The sequence below is a fragment of the Hymenobacter defluvii genome, from assembly GCF_017589435.1.
Taxonomy (GTDB): domain Bacteria; phylum Bacteroidota; class Bacteroidia; order Cytophagales; family Hymenobacteraceae; genus Hymenobacter; species Hymenobacter profundi.
Window position 1 is genome coordinate 61,363 of sequence record NZ_JAGETX010000004.1, and the last position, 18,958, is coordinate 80,320.

An 18,958-nucleotide genomic window follows, 5' to 3' on the forward strand; every position below is an offset into this window, starting at 1 on the left:
AAATGCCAACGCAGCCGCAATGTTTTCCAGGCTGGGCGTATTGCCCGTTGTTTCTCTTATAGCCCCTCTGGGTAGGCCGCGCCGGCCGCACTACCTACTGGCATGATGGCTTCTATCTCAGCTAATTCATGCTGGGTTAGCTCGATGCTGGCGGCGGCCACGTTCTGCTCCAAGTACTTGCGGCGCTTGGTGCCCGGAATCACTACTACATCTTGGGCCAGCACCCAAGCCAAGGCGAGTTGCGCAGCCGTGACGCCTTTTGCCTGAGCCAAAGCTTGCAGCTTCTCTACCAACTCCAGGTTTTTGTAGAAGTTTTCACCCTGATAGCGCGGGAAGAAACGGCGCGAGTCGTTGGGCTCGAAGTCGTCGGGCGTTTTGATATCGCCGGACAAAAAGCCCCTACCCAATGGCGAGTAGGCCACAAAGCCAATGCCCAGTTCGCGCGCCGCCTGCAACGTGCCCTTTTCCTCTACTCCACGGTCGAAGAGCGAATATTCCGTTTCCAGCGCCGAAATAGGGTGCACTTGGTGCGCTCGGCGCAGAATGTCGGCGTCTACCTCGCTTAGCCCCAGGTAGCGCACCTTGCCTTCCTCTACCAGCCGGCTCATAGCGCCTACGGTATCCTCAATGGGCGTATTCGGGTCGAGGCGGTGCAAGTAGTAGAGGTCTACGTAGTCGGTGCCCAGGTTGCGCAAGGAGCGTTCAATGGACTTGCGCACGTATTCGGGGCGGCCGTTATAGCCGCCAGTCCAGTTCTCCTGATCGTCTACCTCGAAACCGAACTTCGTGGCGACGATATACTTATCGCGCTGGCCAGCCAGGACTTTGCTGATCAGCCGTTCGTTGAGCATGGGACCGTATAAGTCGGCGGTGTCTAGCATGTTTACGCCCAGCTCCAGGGCGCGGTGCAGGGTTGCCAGGCTTTCCTGCTCATCGGCTTCGCCGTATACGCTCATGCCGTTGATGCCGCCCGTCATGCCCATGCAGCCCAACCCTTCGACGGGCACTTCCAACCCCTGGCTACCCAGGGCTACTCGTTTGATACTGCTCATGATGTTATACCTAAATGTTGAACTATCTTTTTGCTCAACAAAGGTCTGGCATCTACTAAGCGTTGAGTGTATACAAACTGCGGAGAATGCTACACAAAACGCAGCAGCATAGTACAGTTCATAAAAAAAGCACCGGCAGGTACCGGTGCTTCTTAGTTGATTAAGTGGGTAGCAACCCTAGCTGAGCTGCCGCTGCATCAGTTCCATCATTTGTTGCATCATGCGCTGCTGCTCCTGTAAATGCTGATTGCGCATCTCGGCCATAGCCAACTGATGCGCCATTTGCTGCGTGTAAAGGGCCGTTTGCCAGCTTGCATCGGAAGCGGCCGGAGCAGCCGGCATAGCAGCCGGAGCAGCTACAACGGGCGCTGGCGCTGGGGGTAAAGAAGCAATTGGCGGCGTCGGGGCGGGCGCTACTGGCTCAGGCGCTGCTGGTGCTGGAGCAGGCGCTTGCACTATCGGCTCGGGGGCCACTGGGGCAGGCGCCGGTGTTGGTGTGGCCGCTACGGGTGTTGGCGCGGGTAATTCTTCTACGGGTGCCGGTGCGGTAGCAGCTACCGGAGGAGTAGCCACAAGCTGCGCTGCTTCGGCGGGAGCCACAGTGGTGGCAAACATAGTCCCTTCTCCTTGCATCAACCAATCTTTCGATACCGCTGGGTACGTCTCAAATATTTTACACAAAAGGTCAAATCCCGGCTTATTTCGCTCGTCTACAAGGTGTTGAATCACCGTTGCCGTTTTATCCAAAGACATAGCAAAGGCATTTTTGGAAATACCCAATTGTGCTATCAACTGGCTGATTCGTTGTCCTACCGTGCTATTCGTGGCCATATACGCTACCTTCTGTGAAAGCACAAATATATACATGTTTTTACATATCCATAATAACAACATTTGTATAATAGTATTTCACACGAAGATAGAGGAGCTGAAAAAGGGAGGTAAAAGAGTATCGCCGAACGATTGAACTCCTTTTACCTCCCTTTTCAGCTCCTCTATCTTCGTGTGAAATCGGAATAGAGTAAGAACCTACTCGTAGCGAAGCGACTCGATGGGGTCGAGCTTGGCGGCTTTGCTGGCGGGGTAGTAGCCCGAGGCCAGCCCGACACTCACGCAGATAAGCAGGCCTAGCATAATCCAGACCCAGGGCACCAGGAAACCGCCGCCACCCACAAACAGCATTACGCCGTTGCCCATGGCCACGCCCAGCGCTACGCCCAAGGCACCTCCCAGCAGGCAAATCACAATGGCTTCCATTAGAAACTGTTGCCGAATCTGGCGGGAGGTAGCGCCCAAGGCCTTACGGATACCAATTTCACGAGTGCGCTCCGTCACGGATACCATCATGATATTCATGAGGGCAATGCTGGCGCCGAGCAGCGTGATGAATCCTACCAGAAAGCCCCCGATACGGATATTACCCGACAGCTCATCCAGCTTGGCAGCCAGCGAGTCGCTGCGCTCTATCTCAAAGGAATCGGGCTGGCCCAGGGCGTCGTGGCGCACGGCGCGCATGGAGCCGGTAGCCAGGCCGGTGAGGTAGGTGAGGTTATTGGGGTCAGGGGTAGCAGTTTTGATTTCGTAGTTCAGGGCCTGCTGACGGGGCATCTGGTTGCCGGTTTCTAGCGGAATCAGCACGGTGCGGTCGGCGCCACCGCCGCCCATGGTGCTGCCGCTTTTTTCCAGCTGGCCTACCACCAGAAAGCGGCGCCCCATCAGGTACACATACTCCCCTATCGGGCTCTGGCTCGGGAATAGCTTATCCTTGATTTCCTGCCCTACAATGGCCACGTTGGCGCCGCTTTCCAGTTCAGACGCCGAAAAGCTGCGGCCTGCCAGTAGGTTGTAGCTCTGAATCAACAGGTAGTTATCGTCGCCGGCCACTACGCGCATGTTGGGGTTGGTTTTCTCGCTACCCGCCTTCACCTCCACTGCTCCCGAAATAAAAGCCGAGATGCCCACCCGACCTTCGTCGCCGATCTGCTGCTTGTACTGCCGGGCCTGCAAATAGGTGATAACCGGGTAGACTTTTTCCTGCACACCCCCACGCCGGGAGCGATTATTGTATCCTTTAGCACTGATTTCAAACGAGTTAGCCCCAAGACTAGCAAACGTCTGGCTCAGCGAGAACTTCATGGCGTCAATGGCCGTCAGAATACCAACCAGCGCCATAATGCCGATGCTCACGATGAGGGCCGTGAGGATGGTACGCAGCAGATTGCTCCGGATGGAACGGAACGCCTCCTTTATGTTTTCTAAAAAGTGCATGGCCAAACGTGGTGCAGCTACCCAGCAACGGGCCGGGTAGTAGGTAGTGCAAGGTAGGCGCTTTCGGCACAACTCCCGCCCCGTTTCGCTACATTTGTTTAGATGCGATATCAGCGGATATCGCGGCCAACGAGCCGAATAATTGGCATAGTACACGGGCTTTTATCTCGTTTTCCGGACTGAGCACGTTGTTCTTCTTTCGCGGTTTTTAGTTGCTTATTCTATGTTGTCGAAGCGTTTACTTTCTCTCCTGCTGCTGGCTGTCCTCTGGGTAGGCGCACCCGTTGCGGCTTGGGCCAACCACATTCTCATTCCGATGGATGAGGCGCAGAAAGAACACCTAAAGGCGTATGGTATTGCCTACTGGCTGCTGGGCAAACAGGTGGAAGTGGACTGGCTGCTGAATTACCGAGGCGGGGCCTTTGCCTTCGACGCGGTGGCTGGCGCCGAAAACGAGCTGGCCGTGCGGGGCGTCACGTACCAGGTGATTTCTGAAGCCCAGTACACCGGCGTGCTCAGCCAGATTGCCGACCCCAATGCCAACATGGACATCATGAAGCTGGAGAAGGTGCCCAAGATTGCGGTGTATACGCCCAAAGGTAAGCAGCCCTGGGACGACGCCGTGACGCTGGTGCTGGCCTACGCCGAAATTCCCTACACCCAGATTTACGACGACGAAGTGCTGCGCGGCGACCTGCCCAAGTACGATTGGCTGCACATTCACCACGAAGATTTTACGGGCGAGTACGGTAAGTTTTTTCGCAATTACCGCTTTCGGCCCTGGTACCAGCAGCAGCAGCGCGACTCGGAAGCCGCGGCCAAGCGCAACGGTTTTGCCAAAGTGAGTGAGATGAAGGGTGCCGTGGTGACCAAAATGCAGGCCTTTATTGCCGGCGGCGGCTTTATGTTTGCCATGTGCGGCGCCACCGACACCTACGATATTGCCCTGGCGGGCCTGGGCGTAGACATGGTAGAGAGCATGTACGACGGCGACGCGTCCGACCCGCAGGCCCAGCAGAAGCTGAACTTCAACCGCACGCTGGCCTTCCAGAATTTCCAGATTGTGCGCGACCCGTACGAGTACGAATTCTCCAACATCGACATGCAGCCCGCCGAGCGGGGCGTGTACGAGGGCAACGACTACTTCCAGCTGTTCACGTTCTCGGCCAAGTACGACCCCGTGCCCACCATGCTCACCCAGGACCACGAGAAGGTGATAAAGGGCTTTATGGGCCAGACAACCGCCTTCCGGAAGTCCCTCATCAAGCCCGATGTAGTGGTAATGGGCGAAAACAAGGCTTCCGGCGAAGTGCGCTACATGCACGGCACCCTGGGCAAAGGCACCTGGACGTTTTACGGCGGCCACGACCCCGAAGACTACCAACACATGGTAGAGGAAGAGCCCACCGACCTCGCCCTGCACCCTAACTCCCCCGGTTACCGCCTGATTCTCAACAACGTGCTTTTCCCGGCCGCAAAGAAAAAGAAGCAGAAGACCTAATAACAGTACTGTCATCCTTCGCAAGCTTAGGATGACAGTACTGTTATATTCGCCTTGACTTTCTTTGCCCTACCTCCAAAACCCTTCAACCCTATGACCAGCCGGCGAAATTTCGTTAAAAACAGTGTAGTAGCGGGCCTTTCAGCCACCTTATTGCCCAGCGTAGCCACCGCTGCCGTGCCCGCAGTCGCTCCCAAAACCCGTTGGAAACATTGGGTATGGACCAATCCCGACGCCAAAGACACCGAGCAGCAACTGGCTGAGCGCTACCGCAAGTATTACGAAGCAGGCGTACGCGGCATCTTTTTCGAGGCCGACAGCGAAAAGCATTGCCGCGCCGCTAAAGCCCAGAAGCTGGAGGCCCACCGCTGGATTTGGACCATGAACCGCGGCGAAAAGTCCTTGCTGCAAGCCCACCCCGAGTGGTACGCCGTGAGCCGCACGGGCAAGTCCTGCGCTACCCACCCGCCCTATGTAGACTACTACCGCTGGCTGTGCCCCTCGCGTGAGGAGGTGAAAAAGTACCTCGAAGACGACTACGCTGCCGCTCTCAAAAAGGACTACGTGGACGGCGTGCACCTCGATTACGTACGGTTCTGCGACGTAATCCTACCCGTGAATCTGTGGGACAAGTACAACATTGTGCAGACCAGCGAGTTGCCGGAGTACGATTTCTGCTACTGCTCGGTCTGCAAAGCCGCCTATAAGGCCGAGCACGGCATTGATATCGACACGGTGCAGTACCCGGAGGCCAGCCCCTCGTGGCGCCTGTTTCGCTACCAGCGTGTGAACCGGGTGGTAGAGCGACTGATGAAGGTGGCCCAGCAATACAAGAAGCCCATGACGGCCGCCGTGTTCCCTACCCCCGATATTGCTCACCGCAACGTGAAGCAGGACTGGGTGAACTGGAACATCAGCGGCGTGTGCCCCATGATCTACCACGGTTTCTACAAGGAAAACGTGGCCTGGATTGGGCAGGCCGTGGCTGAAGGCGTGCAGGCCCTAAACGGAAAATTTCCACTGTACGCCGGTCTATTTCTACCCGATTTTAAAAACAATCAGGAAGTACAGCAAGGCATTACCAACGCGCTTCGCAACGGCGCGGCCGGCGTATCGTTGTTCGGCGACGTGTCGGATGGGGCGTTGCTGGCGCTGAAAACAGCTTCGGCGCAGGTAAGCACGGCGCAGTAGCGTTTTCTTTGCTTTATAGACAAGAAAAAGCCGTCATGCTGAGCGGAGTCGAAGCATCTCTACCGTGAGTGATTACTACCAGTAGAGATGCTTCGACTCCGCTCAGCATGACGGCCTTTCAAAGTAGCTTATTTCACCTCCTTGAATAGCGGCGCGTGAATTTTGCGCAGCGTTTTCACCGGAATTTTGATGACCTCCCGGTCATACGTCAGCAGGCCGTTTACCTCGCCTTCTACGTCGGTGGTTTGAGTGTAGACGGCGGCAGAAAGTGCCCGATTTTGATAGTAATCGATGATTTTGGCGTATTTCTTCCGGTAGGCTTCTTCCACGGTTTTGGCGTCGTGATAGGTCTGGTAGCCCCAGTTGCGCATCTCGGGGTTCCAGAGGTGGCCTTCGATGGGCCAGCCGATGCCGCCAAACTCCCCTATTACTACGGCGCGGTTAGGCTTAGCCTCTGGGGCGCGGGGCTCCTCCTCGTAGGTGTGAATATCGAAAAAGTCGCCGGCACCCCGGTCGTTCCAGCCGCTCACGGCATTTACCAGGCGGCTCGGGTCGAGCTTCTGCGTTTGGGCAGCCAGGCGCTGGTTGTCGTACTCGCCCCAGCCCTCGTTGTGCACCACCCACGTCACGATGCTGGGGTGGTTGTAGAGGCGGTCTATCATGCGGTGCAGCTCCAGTTCAAATTGCTCTTTGGCCAGCGAGCGACGCAGCGGTTCCTGCTGCACGCCGTTGTGGTCGTTTTGCGAGGTATGATCCAGGAAGCCGGAGGGCATGTCCTGCCAAATCAGGATTCCCAACCGGTCGGCCTGGTAATAGTAGCGGTCGGGCTCTACTTTGATGTGCTTGCGCAACATGTTGAAGCCGGACTGTTTTAGAAAGTCTATCTCGAAAATCATGGCCTCATCCGAAGGCGGCGTGAGCAGCCCGGCTGGCCACCAACCCTGGTCAAGCGGACCATTCTGAAACACAAACTTGTCGTTGAGCAGCAATACGGGCTGCCCCTGTACCGGCCCCGGCCCCAGCGAAATCTTGCGCATGGCAAAGTAACCCGTCACTACATCTGTAGGCGTGCCTACCACAGAGGCCTTGGCGTAGGCGTCGGCTAAGGCCCGGCCGCCGCGGGGGCGCTGGTTGCGGGCCATGTCGCCGAAGGGGTCTTCCACGGTCACTAGCTCCGTCTTCACATCATACAGAAACGGTTTGTCGGGCGACCAGAGCTTGGGTTTGGCGATGGTGAGGTAGGCCACCTGCCCTACCTTAACCACTGTGCTAGCCACCGTTTTCTTCCCATCCATGGCCGTGACGCGGATGGCGCTGGTGTAATTTCTTTCGCTAACCGGGCGGTGCAGGAGCGCCTCCACGCGCAGGCGGCTGGAGTCTACCTCGGGCGTCAGGCGCACCTCTTCGAGGTAGCCGGCGGTGGGCACTGGCTCCATCCACACCGTTTGCCAGATACCCGACACGGGTGTGTACCAAATGCCTTCGGGGTTGGTGACCTGCTTACCGCGGGGCTGCTCGCCGGTGGAGCTGGGGTCCGTCACGCCCAACACCAGCTCATTGTCGCCTTCGGTTTTCAGAAAGTCCGTGATGTCGAAGCTGAAGGGGTCAGAACCGCCGGTATGGCTGCCTACCAGTCCACCGTTCAGCCACAGGCTGCATTCATAGTCTACGGCCCCAAAGTGCAGCAGTATTCGCTGGCCCTGCCACTGCGTGGGTACTTGCAGGAAGCGGCGGTACCAAAGGCGCTGCTCGGGGCGCAGGGGTTTGGTTACGCCCGAAAGGGTTGATTCCACGCAGAAGGGGACCAGGATTTTCCCCTCGAACGAGGTAGGCGCAGGCACCGTTTGGGTGGTAATGGCGTAGTCCCACTGTCCGTTCAGGTTCTGCCACTGCGGGCGCACCAGTTGGGGGCGCGGGTACTCGCGCCAGGCGTTGCCGGGGGTTACTTTCTTCTCCCATCGGCTCATAATGGGCGCCTTGCGCACCTCGGGGGTGGTAGTGGCTGGCGCCTGCGCCCGAGCGTTGGGCGCCGCGCCGAGCAAGGCCGCGCCGAGGCTGGCGAGTAAACTAATGCGTTTTAAGTGCATCATGCAGGTAGGGTTTTGGTGAGTGGAAGCGCGGAATAGCCGGTGAGCCGTAAGCCGTAGTATAGCATATCCGTTTGAAACTACACGATATACCCGGCTTGCCTAAGGACTGCCTTCTACCCTAAAGGCTGCTTACACCCTCCGTACTGCGTACCTACTCTTTCCCCTACCCTATCTAACTCTACAGTAGCCTGCTACCTGCTCTTGCCAGTTAGTGCATTCGGTCGTCGCGCACGGGCAAGTTGGTCACAATATCGCCTTCAATTTTCAGCAGCTCCTGCAAGCGGATGTCTACGTCTTTGGGGTCGCAGTATTCTTTGGCCAGGTCCACGTAGCTCACAAAGTGGCCGGCTTCCGATACCATTAACTCATAGTAAAACTGGCTCAGGTCGGGGTCAGGAATGTGTTTCCAGAGCAGCTTGAACCGCTCACAACTGCGGGCTTCAATGAGGGCCGATACCAGAAGCTGGTCCATGAGCTGCCGCTCGCGGGCGCCGCCCTTGCGCACGTGCGTCATCAGCTGCACCACGTACTCGTCGCGGCGGGGGCGGCCCAGTTGGTGGCCACGCTTGCGCAACTCTTCCAGCACCCGCTCGAAGTGGCTCCACTCTTCAGCCACCAGCAGCGTCAGTTCGTCCACCAACCGCGTTTTCTCGGGATACTTCACAATCAGTGAAATGCCGGTGCTGGCCGCTTTCTGCTCGCAATAGGCGTGGTCGACGAGAATATCTTCAATGTTTTTGCTGGCAATATCCACCCACCGCGGGTCGGTATTCAGCTTGAGCTTGAGGATGGTTTTTTCTTTCATGAGGTCTTGGGGTCTTGGATTTTGAAGGGCGTAGTCGATGGTTAACAAGTAAAGAATATCAACTAAGACCCCAAGACCCTAATTAAAGAACTGCCAGCGGATGCCGAACTGGATGCGGCGCTGCTGGGCCGTGTAATAGGGCGTGGTGAAGTAGCCGTTGCCGGCCAGGCCCTGATTGAGGTAGGCCACTTTCACAAACACACCTACCGTTTTCACATCGGCGGCCAGAAACACGTTGATGACCGGGTAGTTGCGAATCTCGAAGCTGTTTTGCAGATAAAACTGCTGGGTGCTGGGGCTGTACTGATACGCCCGGTAGCTCGACTGGTAGTACATCTCAGCCCCAATCTGCCCAAACAGCGCCTTACGGAAAATCTCGTTCTGATAATACACCCGCGACAGCGACACCAGCTCCGGGATACGAATCGGGTCGTCGTCACTAGTTCCCTGGCCACTATACGTGAAGGTTCCCTGGTTATCGAAATAGAACTTGCCGTAGTTGAAGCGGTGCCGGGCCGTGAGGATGTAAAGCTGTTGGGCACTGGCGTTACGTGGCTTCCCATCGGTACCATAATATACTAAATCAAGGATACTTATAAATGAGCCAGAGGCATTGAATTGATGACGGCCAAGTTTTTGCGAAATATGGGCTGAGAACTGCTGAACATTTGTATTATCTAAAGTACTATCACTCTTGTTAGGCCGGTACTCCCATTGAAAGTGATTACCGCTAAATAACTGCTGAGTAAGGGTAGGCGAATAGCCAACAAGGAGTATCTCGCCCGTCAGAGGACCTAATCTGGCTTGACCACGCACCTTATATTCACCTCTTGGCAGCAAATATTCTCCTTCTGTTTGAATGGCAAATTGCTTGTAGTTGAATGCTGCATTGCCACCCAAGAATATTTGCCCAACAAAAGCATTACCTGCTCCTCGGTAGGTATCTATTGACTGAAGTCTAGTAGTAGCTGGAATAGCAGGTCCTATCAATTGCGGCGCACGGCCCGCTGAGTCGGTGCCGGTGATGGTAGAAAACAGGCTTTCCATGCGGAGGCTGATGTCGCGGCGGCGAGCGTAGACGCGATACTCCACTAAAGACTCTTTCCAGACCGTGGTACCCAGAAAGCCCAGCGTATTTTCCACCTGATGATAGGTAGCAATGTCGTTGGTTTTGGTGAGATTGAGAAAGGTATTGGGGTAGCCTGGATATTCCGGCCGGCCGCCTACGCGTACAATACCATTGTCGTAGAAGCGGTTGCGCCGGGAATTGTAATCCAGCACGTGAAAGGCCGTGAGGCCCTGCCCCAGCAGCCGGTAGGTGTGCGCTAGGTGCACGTTGTTACGCTCCTCCTCGTTGGCGGCGGTGGCACCACCGGCAGCTGTCTGCAACCAAACGGACTGCGTGCTGGGTTGCAGGAACAATAGCCCTTTGGCAAGCAACGTATCGGCTGCTACTGGGTCACTATTACGCCGGATGCCGCCCTGCTCAATGGCGCGGTGCCGGGCCGTTGTCACGTTGAACAGGCCGTGGTACCGGTCATTGGGCGACTGATAGCGCATAAATACCAGCACGTTGGTGTGGCGCACCAAGTCGTTGCGGCCCGTTACGTCGGCCAGGGTTTTGGTCGACGTAAATCGCTCGTACACCGCGCCTACGTTGAAGTACTTCTTCACGCTGCGTGCGTACGAAAGCCGGAACGTCGACTCGCCAGTACTACCCAGATTGAACTGAAAATACGAGTAGGGCGAGCGGGTATCGTAGTAGGGAATGGTAGCCGGATTGATGGCGTACTTATCGAATACGTTGCGCCCCAGGCGGTTGCCCAGCTGCGTATTGGTCTGCCACAACAGCGGCCGGGTAGCAGTGCCCAGGTTGCCCAGATCCTGCTGAAACGTGCTGTCGTGCAGCCAGTAGCGCTGCTGGGGTAGGCGTGTGAGAGTGGTATCCACCATCACTGGCGTGATGGTATCGCGCAACACATCGGCCTCCCGGATGATGAACGTGGTTTTAGGCCCGTAGAGCACCTTGGTAGAGTCGTCTACAATCTGGGCGCTGGCGGCCAAGGGTAACAGCAATACCAGCGTAGTCAGTAGGCCCAACCAGCTTCCCCGATTCGGCGGCAACGATAACCACCGGCGTAGCAGCCGGCTCACAAGCAGGAAACGAAACAAATCAGACAACAGCGTGGGGCTGAAAAATAGGTGTCAGCAGCGCCAGCAAACGGTTTTCGCCATCAGCCAAGAACTGCACGTCAATCGGAATATAAAATAAAGGCCAGCTGGCTACTACCGCCCGCAACGCGGGCACTTGTAGACGGGCTGCATCTTTCTGCGTGGTGAAAACGCTAACACCCGGCCGTAATTGCGCAGCTACCTGCCGAAGCTCCGTTTCGCTGAACAAATGGTGGTCGGCAAAAGCCGCGTGGCTTACAATCTGGTACCCCGCCGTCTCCAAATATGTGCGTAACGGCGCAGGATTGGCAATGCCCGTCAGCAGCACTACATACTGTCTTTCAACTTCTTGCGGTTGATTTACAGCCACCGGAGCGCCGTATTGATACGCTGAGAACAAGACCGGTACCTGGGGCTGGGCATAGCGTCGCACGCGCCGCGCAATATCCTGCTGCTGGTCGGCGCTGAGGTGAGGGTCGCACTTCGTTACAATCACGGCGTCAGCCCGTTGGGCACCAGCGCGGCTTTCGCGCAAGCGTCCGGCCGGCAGCACGTAGTCCTCATAAAACGGGCGCTGCTGCTCGGTGAGCAACAGGTTGAGGGTAGGACGTACGCGGCGGTGCTGGTAGGCATCATCGAGGACCACGGCGGTAGGTGGCTGGGGTAGCCCCAGTAGTTGCCGAATGCCGGCGCATCGGTCTTCACTCACGGCCACGGGTACTTGTCCCGCGAAATCTTGCTCATACTGCCGGGGCTCATCGCCAATGGTTTGGGCGGTGTCGGAGGGGGTTGCGAGGCGGTAGCCGCGGGTCTGGCGGCCATAGCCCCGGCTCAGAATAGCGGGGTGCTGACCGTGCCGAAGCAGCTGGCGCGTCAGCCAGACCACGTGGGGTGTTTTGCCAGTGCCGCCTACCCGCAGGTTGCCTACATTTAATATGGGTATTGGGAACTGCTCGCTTTCCTTGACTCCCTTGCTGTACAACCAATTGCGCACATGCATTACCCCGGCGTAGAGCCAGGCAACAGGCAGCAGCAAGATGGTCAGCAGCGTGGGCATCAACAACGGGGGATGAACGGGCCAACAAAAGTAGCGGGAAAAGCGCAGCAAACCCGACCATCGGCGGTGAATAGGTCGTAGGAAAGCGTAACCCCTACCCTGCCCATGTCTAGTTTCGCCGACCGCCTGCTATCGTTTCTTACCGCGTTTCCGCTACCCGCCGCACCATTACCCGACAATGTGGTAGCGGTGAGCCCCTACCAGCAGCCCGAGCCGCTGCGGCTGCTTACGCAGTTTGCCCAGCGCTATTACGCTAGCAACCGCCCGCGCGTAGCGCTGCTGGGCATCAACCCCGGCCGGCTGGGCAATGGCCGCACCGGCGTGGCTTTCACCGACCCTACTGCCCTCTCGGCCTGGGGCATAGCTAACGATCTGCCGCGCCGCCGCGAGCCAAGTAGCGAGTTTGTGCAAGCCGTGATTGTAGCGATGGGCGGGCCGCAGGTGTTCTACGAACATTTTTTTCTTGGCTCACTCTACCCTTTGGTACTATTGAAAAACGACTTAAACTATAATTTCTACGACTCGCCGGCCGTGACGCAGGCTTTGTGGCCCAACATCCAGCACTCCCTCCAACAAATGACCACGGAAGTAGGGCTGGCCCGCCACGCCGCCGTGTGCCTGGGCCGCCGCAACGGGCAGTACTTTCAGCGACTCAATGATGAATTGCAGTTGTTCGACACCCTGCACATCCTCGACCACCCGCGCTACCTCATGCAGTATAAGCGCCGGGCACTGGCCGACAACGTAGCGCGGTACAGGGAGGTGCTGAGTCAGTTGATTACATACTCGCACTAATTAAAAAAGGGCGGCCTGATGGCCGCCCTTTTTTATACATAGTCAACAAAAACTATTACTCGAACTTTTGCACCGGTGTGTAGAGATACTCCCCTGCACCAATTGCTTTCACTCCTAACCGCGCATATACGGTTCCTCTGATAGAGGCAGGTATTGCAAGCGAAAAGGTCAGTGGTTTGCTTAGATCTGCTACGTCGGCATCAGCTTTTTCACTCCGAGCCAAGTTGTTTGTAACATCTACAATGGCCGTTCGGCTGATGAAAAGAACAACCCGCTCTATGTCCCTGGTTGCCGTCTTAGAAACGGTGCAGGTCGCCGTCATAGTGTTGTTGCTTTTCTGGATGCTAGCATTCGTAAAAGTGAAATAGGGCTGCACCGGTACGTCAAGCACGGTGTTTCCATTCACGTTTACGCTGATGCTATCCGTATTATCTACCCAAGGACCATTGCCACGGGAGCGTACCAGCTTGTAGTCGCCATCAAAAAGCTCTGCGGAGAAGGTCCCGTCCTGATCCACAAACACCGGAATCTTATTGAACAGGCCGAAGCCGCGTTGCCATAGCTCCAACATAGAAGCATTGCTTCCTAAGTTGGTAGAGCCAAACGAGCGAACACCTACTGCTTGGTCCTGGTACACAACCCGACCCGTTAGCCGGGATTTTGGAGGTTCTACGTTATCCTTAGCACAGCTTGTCAACAACATCGCACCGGCCAGGAGGCTATAAACTATTGCTTTCATGAGGCTTAGTGGAAGGGGTTACGAACAAGTTTAGGGTTAAGGTTAAGCACGCCCTGGTCAATGGAAGAATAGTAGTTGCCCAAGCGGAAGTTGCGTGGAGCACGGAAGCGGGGTGCTACCAGTTTCAGGAACACATATTTGCCGTCGCGCGCATCGCCGGGGCGCACCACGCGGTAGGGATACAGGGCGTACATCATGGCGTTAGGATTCGTGTTATCGCCATTCCATAGCACGTGCGCCCGACGCCAACGTATCAGGTCCCACACGCGGTGGTCTTCGAAGGCCAGTTCTACTCGACGCTCGTTTTCCAGCTTCAGTCGGCTGAGCGTGGTGAGACTGTTGGCCGGGAAGCCAGCCCGCTCGCGTACCCGGTTCACGTAGGTAAGCGCCTCCGCTTCGTTGCCTAGCTCTAGTGCGGCCTCCGATGCGTTCAGCAGCACTTCGCCCAGGCGGAACCAGATCCACCACGTGTCGCTCTGAATACCACGGGTGCTGGATTTAGGCGTCGAATCGATGTACTTGCGCAGGTAGAACCCAGTGTTTGTTACTTCCGACTGCGCCCGTTGCGGCCCCGAGCTGCCCGTCAGGGTCTTGCCATCCGTGTAGAGGGTAGCCAGGCCGCCTTCTACCATGTTGTATCCGCTGCCGTTCCACACCATTACGCCGGCCTGAATTTCCACCTCCTGACCCTTGAAGGTAGTGCCAGGATAGATAACCGTACCGTAGAGGCGGGCATCCTTATTGGCGAAGGGTGCGCTCAGGTTATCGTAGTAGATATAGTCGGTATTGGCGGCGTTGCGGGTTTTGATTTCGCCCGATGTGCCATCCAGGTACTCGTAGCTTTCTACCAGGTTCAATACCGGCGTGATGATGGACGACGACAGGTTATCCTCCCGAATACCGCGGGCAATGTTGTCGTAGGTGAACAGGTGACGCCGGTTCTTTGCCGTCAGAAAGTCCTTGGCAAGAATCACTTCCGGGTTCGGCGACTTGCGGGTAATGGCATCGTAGAAGTTTTCCCCCAGGTTTACGGGGTTGGCCCGGTAGAGCGAGTAGGGTCCGGCAATTACCTCCTTGGCCGCATCCAACGATTTTTGGTAGTACTCTCCGGCCCGGCTGGCCGGAATGCCTACTTCTCCGCCTGGCGTTTCAATGTTCAGGCCCGAAGCGCTGTTGTACTTGGCAATAGAACCCGCGTACAGCATTGCCCGGCATTTCAGCGCCATGGCTGTGTAGCGGTTTGCGCGGGTGTTGCTACCCGCGTTGCCCAGGTCGTTTTTAATGGCGTCTAGCTCACTGCCAATAAAATCGTAGAGCTCTGCCTCTTTGCTGCGCGGTACCTGTAGGGGTGTCGGGTCACCGCTGAAGTCGTAGATCAGCTGCTGCGTTATCAGCGGCACGCCGCCCATACGCTTCACCATTTCGAAGTAGATGTAAGCCCGCAGAAAGCGCAACTCCGATTTGAACTGTAGCTTCTGTGCTTCCGGCAGGGAGGTGCTGAACTTATCGATGTTTTCGATGGATAAGTTGATGTCTCGAATCAAGCCATAGTCCCAGTAGCGCCACCAGTCGAAGTTGTATTCTACTTGGTTATTAAAGCCGTCGCCGTTACCCGACCACATGGCCTCATCATAAGCCGCAAACCGGTCCCAGCCCGCATCAATGCGCGTGTGGGCAGGTATACGGTCGTAGAAGTTGGCTAGCAGACTCGTCACCAAGTTCGCGTCGTTCCACACCTGCGCATCCGTCACCAGGTTTGGTGGGTCACGGTCTAAGAAGTCTTTCTCACAAGCTCCCAGTCCAAGCGTAAGGCCCAGACCGAGCGTCAAGAGTGTATGTTTCAGTTTCATGTGCAGCAAGAAATTAAATGCTCAGGTTTATGCCCGCATTGAACAGTCGCTGGGGCGGATAGATGAGGCCCCCGTTTGACGAAACCTCCGGATCGAGGTCGTATTTCTTTAAAGTATCAAAGGAGTACAGGTTGGTACCGTTCACGTACACGCGCAACGCTCCCACACCAAACCGGTTCAGGAAAGGCTTGGGCAGGCTGTAGCCCAACTCCAGGTTGCGGATGCGCAGATACCGCACGTTTACGGTCCAGAAGTCGCTCCGACGGTTGTAGTTTGGGTGCCCAGAGTCGTCACGGCGTACGGCGGGATAGGTGCCCGGTACCCAGGGGCTGTCGTTATTGAAGGGGTCCTCGCGGTGCCAACGGTCCTCGAAGAAGTAGTTAGGCGACGTGCCGTTGTTCTGGAACGGTATTTTTTGCTCTACCTCCCGGCGGAAGGTCTGCAGGCCGGCTCCTACCAGGTCAAAGTTCAATGTGAAACCTTTATAGCCGAGCGAGGTATTGAGCGCATACGTGAAGTAGGGCGTAGCTTCTTCGGCGTAGCCAATTGGCCGCTCGTCGAGGTAGTTGATTACGCCGTCGCCGTTCACATCCTTATACTTATGGTCGCCGGGCAGCATATTGCGGTTGCCTTGGCCATCGTTGTTGATAGGATAGTCGGCAATTTCCTGCTCCGATTGAAACTGCCCAATCACCTGATAGCCCCAACCCACGTTTGACCACCGGTCGTTATAGCGGCCACGGTATTCATCCCAGGAGTTGCCAAAGCGCGGCTTATACTCCGCGATATTCCGTGCTCTAGCCAGCGTGGCGTGGGCAGTTACTGTGTAAGTGAAATCATTAATCGCACTAGAGTACGTCAACGCACCTTCTACCCCCCGAACAGCATCTGACCTGAGGTTTTCAGGCGGAATTCCGTATCCTATTTCCGAAGGTATCAATACATCATAGCGTTGCTGAGGAAAACCACTACGCCGCCGCTCAAAGATGTCAAACTGTCCCGTTAGTTTATTTTCTAGAAAGCCTACATCTATCCCAACGTTAGCACTCGTATTAGTCAACCACGAGATGTTCGTAATGGGAGGATCAAGGGGGTCAATCCCAATGGTGTAGTTGCCGTTGAAGATAGCACTACCCGACGGGAATCGATAGCCGGGTAGAAATCTGTAAAAACCTACAATAGGGTCATTACCAATATAGTCACTACCCGTACGGCCGTAGCTGGCGCGTAGCTTCAACTGCGTGATGGTCTCACCCAGATTATCCTTTATAAAAGGTTCCTCCGAAATGCGCCAGCCGGCTGATACGCCCGGGAAGAAGCCGTACCGCTTGCTTGGTGCAAACAGCCAGGAGCCATCGTAACGGCCCAGCACCTCTAGCAGGTACTTCTGCTTGTAGTTGTAGTTGATACGGCCAATATAGCCCGCCCGCGCCGACTCAAAGATTTCGTCAATCAGCAAATCCTGGTTGGCGAACAGCTGAATAGGAATGGTGTTGTTTGGCGGCACGGTGTGCACCACGTTGTACTTATTTTCCGTGTCGTAGCGCTCGTAGGCAGCTACTGCCGAGATGCCATGGTCACCGAAGGTTTTGTTGTAGTTCAGTTGCAATTGCCCGTACCGGTCAATCACATTACGCCGCCGAGTTTCGCGCCAGGGGTTTTGGTTACCCCCGCCCGGCACAATGTCGTAGGTGTCATTGGCCCCGTTGTAGCGGTAGCCGTTATAGGTGTATTCGAAGCCGTCGAAATCAAAATTGGTAAAGTTGTAGGAGCCAATGGCCTTGGCACTTAGACCAAAATCAAAATCGTACTGCGCCGTGAAGTTGCCCTTGGCCGAACGCCAGTAGTCCTGCGAGTAGCCCGTTACCTCGGTGCGGTACGTGGCCGGGTTCACGTTGATGTTGTGCGTCTGATTGATGTATGCCGGGTTGTCGTTGGCGTAGGGCGACTCCGTGGGCCACATCGAGAAGATGCTCAGGAAAGGGTTGAAATAGTCGTCAATGCCGGGCACCCCTGCTTGAAAGCGGTCTTCTATACGGGCGTAAATCTGCGTACCGATGGTCAGGCGCTTCGTTACGTTGGCCTCCACGTTAGCTTGTAGGTTGGTCCGCTTGAAGTGGAAGTCTCGAATAAGTGCTTCCTGCGCCAAGTGGGTACCCGACACATAGTACCGCACGTTTTCCGAGCCACCCGATACGCTGGCGTTGGCAGAATACTGCGGCACGTTAGGCCGCAGTACCTCTTTGTAGTAATCATAGCTTTTGTAGCCGGGGGCGCCCGTGCGCCATTTCTCCAGCACTTCCGGCGTAATGGTTTCGCCCCTCACCGGCTCATTCACCGGCGTACGGCCCTGGTTTTGCCCCGCTTCTTGCAAAGCGCGCACGTGCTGGTAGGCAGTAGCCGGGTGCGGATAGCGCGTAAAGTTCTGCACACCATAATAGCCAGATATATTGATGGTGGGCTTCCCAGTGGTACCTCGTTTGGTAGTCACAAGCACTACGCCGTTGGCAGCCCGTAACCCGTAAATCGCAGCCGAAGCGTCTTTTAGAATCGAAATATTGTCGATATCATTGAGACCCAAGTTATTGAACTGACCAGCATCCGCCACTACCCCATCAATGACGTAGAGCGGATCGCCCATATTACGAATCTGAATGTTGGTACCGCCACCAGGGCGGGCATCCGGCTGACGAGCTGATATGCCTGGCACGCGGCCTACCAGGGCACTGGAGGAGGTAGAAGCAGGCGTTCGTACAATTTCCGCTGATTTTGTGGTACTAATGGCACCTGTTACCGTTGCTCGCGACTGCGTACCGTAGCCCACTACCACTACTTCATCAAGAGCCTTTTGGTCTGTGCCTAATCGAATTGTCAGGCGCGCAGTGGAGGTAGCCACCACCTCTTGCGACTGATACCCTATAAAGGATACGACTAGTGTTGAGCCCTCGGGTACAACCAGTGTAAAATTGCCGTCGGCATCGGTCTGGGCACCGTTGCTAGTGCCTTTCTGCACAACGTTTACACCTGGAATAGCACCGCCCGTAGCGTCTACTACCCTGCCTTGTACAGTAATGTCAGCAGCTGTGCTTGATGTATGGAAGGTTGCAGCCGTTAAAGGTAGGGCTTGCACCGCTTGCCCTGTTGTCAGGCCAATAGCAGTGCATAGTACGAGGGGCACAAGAGTACGCCTCGTGTTTCCCATGACGCTACGTTGCCGCTTGTTGCGTATTCGGTTCTTCATATTCGAATAGGGTTTGTGGTAGAAATGTGGAAGAGTATGCCTGTTGGCTGCTGTTGGAGATGTTGGTGTGCCGCTTAAGTCATTGCTACAATTTTGTAAAAGTATATTTTCGTCTATGCAATCGATTGCAAATCATTAAAAAAAACAATCGATTGTGTAGTGGATGCATATTCCTACTCCAGAGAGGCAAAGAAGAG

13 protein-coding genes are annotated in these 18,958 nt (G+C 55.9%); 3 read left to right on the forward strand and 10 right to left on the reverse strand.

Features of this window, described 5'->3' with window-relative positions:
- Positions 1 to 56: 56 nt before the first annotated feature.
- From J4D97_RS09060 to J4D97_RS09070, 3 genes are all read right to left on the reverse strand, one after another.
- Positions 57 to 1,052, reverse strand: a complete 996-nt coding sequence (locus J4D97_RS09060; protein WP_208307311.1) for an aldo/keto reductase — start codon at positions 1,050 to 1,052, stop codon at positions 57 to 59.
- A 177-nt stretch (positions 1,053 to 1,229) separates the two neighbouring features.
- Positions 1,230 to 1,667 (reverse strand): hypothetical protein, encoded by a 438-nt coding sequence (locus tag J4D97_RS09065; protein WP_208307312.1) that lies wholly within the window; start codon positions 1,665 to 1,667, stop codon positions 1,230 to 1,232.
- 414 nt (positions 1,668 to 2,081) lie between these two features.
- A complete protein-coding gene (locus J4D97_RS09070) occupies positions 2,082 to 3,320 on the reverse strand; it encodes an ABC transporter permease (RefSeq protein WP_185283824.1) in 1,239 nt (412 codons plus the stop codon).
- 223 nt (positions 3,321 to 3,543) lie between these two features.
- Between J4D97_RS09070 and J4D97_RS09075 the strand changes: the two genes are divergently transcribed.
- Together J4D97_RS09075 and J4D97_RS09080 are read left to right on the forward strand one after the other, a co-directional pair.
- Positions 3,544 to 4,821 (forward strand): asparagine synthetase B, encoded by a 1,278-nt coding sequence (locus J4D97_RS09075; RefSeq protein ID WP_208307313.1) that lies wholly within the window; start codon positions 3,544 to 3,546, stop codon positions 4,819 to 4,821.
- A 93-nt stretch (positions 4,822 to 4,914) separates the two neighbouring features.
- Positions 4,915 to 6,012, forward strand: coding sequence for a Tat pathway signal protein (locus tag J4D97_RS09080; protein ID WP_185283827.1), 1,098 nt, complete (start codon positions 4,915 to 4,917; stop codon positions 6,010 to 6,012).
- Between the two features lie 128 nt (positions 6,013 to 6,140).
- On the opposite strand, the gene J4D97_RS09085 is transcribed toward J4D97_RS09080, so the two are convergent.
- From J4D97_RS09085 to lpxK, 4 genes are all read right to left on the reverse strand, one after another.
- Complete coding sequence (locus tag J4D97_RS09085) at positions 6,141 to 8,102, reverse strand: glycoside hydrolase family 2 protein (RefSeq protein ID WP_243900230.1); 1,962 nt, start codon at positions 8,100 to 8,102, stop codon at positions 6,141 to 6,143.
- A 208-nt stretch (positions 8,103 to 8,310) separates the two neighbouring features.
- On the reverse strand, positions 8,311 to 8,907 hold the full coding sequence (locus J4D97_RS09090; RefSeq protein WP_208307314.1) for a tRNA-(ms[2]io[6]A)-hydroxylase: 597 nt from the start codon (positions 8,905 to 8,907) through the stop codon (positions 8,311 to 8,313).
- A gap of 78 nt (positions 8,908 to 8,985) precedes the next feature.
- The gene (locus J4D97_RS09095) at positions 8,986 to 11,088 is read right to left on the reverse strand and encodes a putative porin (RefSeq protein WP_208307315.1); all 2,103 of its coding nucleotides are present in this window, start codon (positions 11,086 to 11,088) and stop codon (positions 8,986 to 8,988) included.
- On the reverse strand, positions 11,081 to 12,136 hold the full coding sequence (gene lpxK, locus J4D97_RS09100; protein WP_208307316.1) for a tetraacyldisaccharide 4'-kinase: 1,056 nt from the start codon (positions 12,134 to 12,136) through the stop codon (positions 11,081 to 11,083). The genes J4D97_RS09095 and lpxK overlap by 8 nt, the downstream gene beginning before the upstream one ends.
- A gap of 105 nt (positions 12,137 to 12,241) precedes the next feature.
- Between lpxK and J4D97_RS09105 the strand changes: the two genes are divergently transcribed.
- The gene (locus J4D97_RS09105) at positions 12,242 to 12,931 is read left to right on the forward strand and encodes a uracil-DNA glycosylase family protein (RefSeq protein ID WP_208307317.1); all 690 of its coding nucleotides are present in this window, start codon (positions 12,242 to 12,244) and stop codon (positions 12,929 to 12,931) included.
- Between the two features lie 55 nt (positions 12,932 to 12,986).
- Here the strand turns inward: J4D97_RS09105 and J4D97_RS09110 are convergent, their stop codons facing one another.
- From J4D97_RS09110 to J4D97_RS09120, 3 genes are read right to left on the reverse strand one after another with little or no spacing between them, the layout of a single operon-like run.
- Positions 12,987 to 13,670 carry a DUF3823 domain-containing protein gene (locus J4D97_RS09110; protein WP_208307318.1) on the reverse strand — a complete coding sequence of 228 codons (684 nt, stop codon included), beginning with the start codon at positions 13,668 to 13,670 and terminating at the stop codon, positions 12,987 to 12,989.
- Positions 13,671 to 13,675: 5 nt separating this feature from the next.
- Entirely contained in the window at positions 13,676 to 15,520 is a 1,845-nt protein-coding gene (locus tag J4D97_RS09115) for a RagB/SusD family nutrient uptake outer membrane protein (protein WP_208307319.1), read from the reverse strand.
- 13 nt (positions 15,521 to 15,533) lie between these two features.
- Positions 15,534 to 18,698 (reverse strand): SusC/RagA family TonB-linked outer membrane protein, encoded by a 3,165-nt coding sequence (locus tag J4D97_RS09120; RefSeq protein WP_347879335.1) that lies wholly within the window; start codon positions 18,696 to 18,698, stop codon positions 15,534 to 15,536.
- Between the last annotated feature and the right edge of the window lie 260 nt (positions 18,699 to 18,958).

Coding starts and splice junctions, on each gene's coding strand:
- J4D97_RS09075 (WP_208307313.1), top strand. CDS start 3,544: ATGTTGTCGAAGCGTTTACTTTCTCTCCTGCTGCTGGCTGTCCTCTGG.
- J4D97_RS09105 (WP_208307317.1), top strand. CDS start 12,242: ATGTCTAGTTTCGCCGACCGCCTGCTATCGTTTCTTACCGCGTTTCCG.
- J4D97_RS09115 (WP_208307319.1), bottom strand. CDS start 15,520: ATGAAACTGAAACATACACTCTTGACGCTCGGTCTGGGCCTTACGCTT.
- J4D97_RS09065 (WP_208307312.1), bottom strand. CDS start 1,667: ATGTTTGCCACCACTGTGGCTCCCGCCGAAGCAGCGCAGCTTGTGGCT.
- J4D97_RS09090 (WP_208307314.1), bottom strand. CDS start 8,907: ATGAAAGAAAAAACCATCCTCAAGCTCAAGCTGAATACCGACCCGCGG.
- J4D97_RS09110 (WP_208307318.1), bottom strand. CDS start 13,670: ATGAAAGCAATAGTTTATAGCCTCCTGGCCGGTGCGATGTTGTTGACA.
- J4D97_RS09085 (WP_243900230.1), bottom strand. CDS start 8,102: ATGATGCACTTAAAACGCATTAGTTTACTCGCCAGCCTCGGCGCGGCC.
- J4D97_RS09060 (WP_208307311.1), bottom strand. CDS start 1,052: ATGAGCAGTATCAAACGAGTAGCCCTGGGTAGCCAGGGGTTGGAAGTG.
- lpxK (WP_208307316.1), bottom strand. CDS start 12,136: ATGCCCACGCTGCTGACCATCTTGCTGCTGCCTGTTGCCTGGCTCTAC.
- J4D97_RS09080 (WP_185283827.1), top strand. CDS start 4,915: ATGACCAGCCGGCGAAATTTCGTTAAAAACAGTGTAGTAGCGGGCCTT.
- J4D97_RS09070 (WP_185283824.1), bottom strand. CDS start 3,320: ATGCACTTTTTAGAAAACATAAAGGAGGCGTTCCGTTCCATCCGGAGC.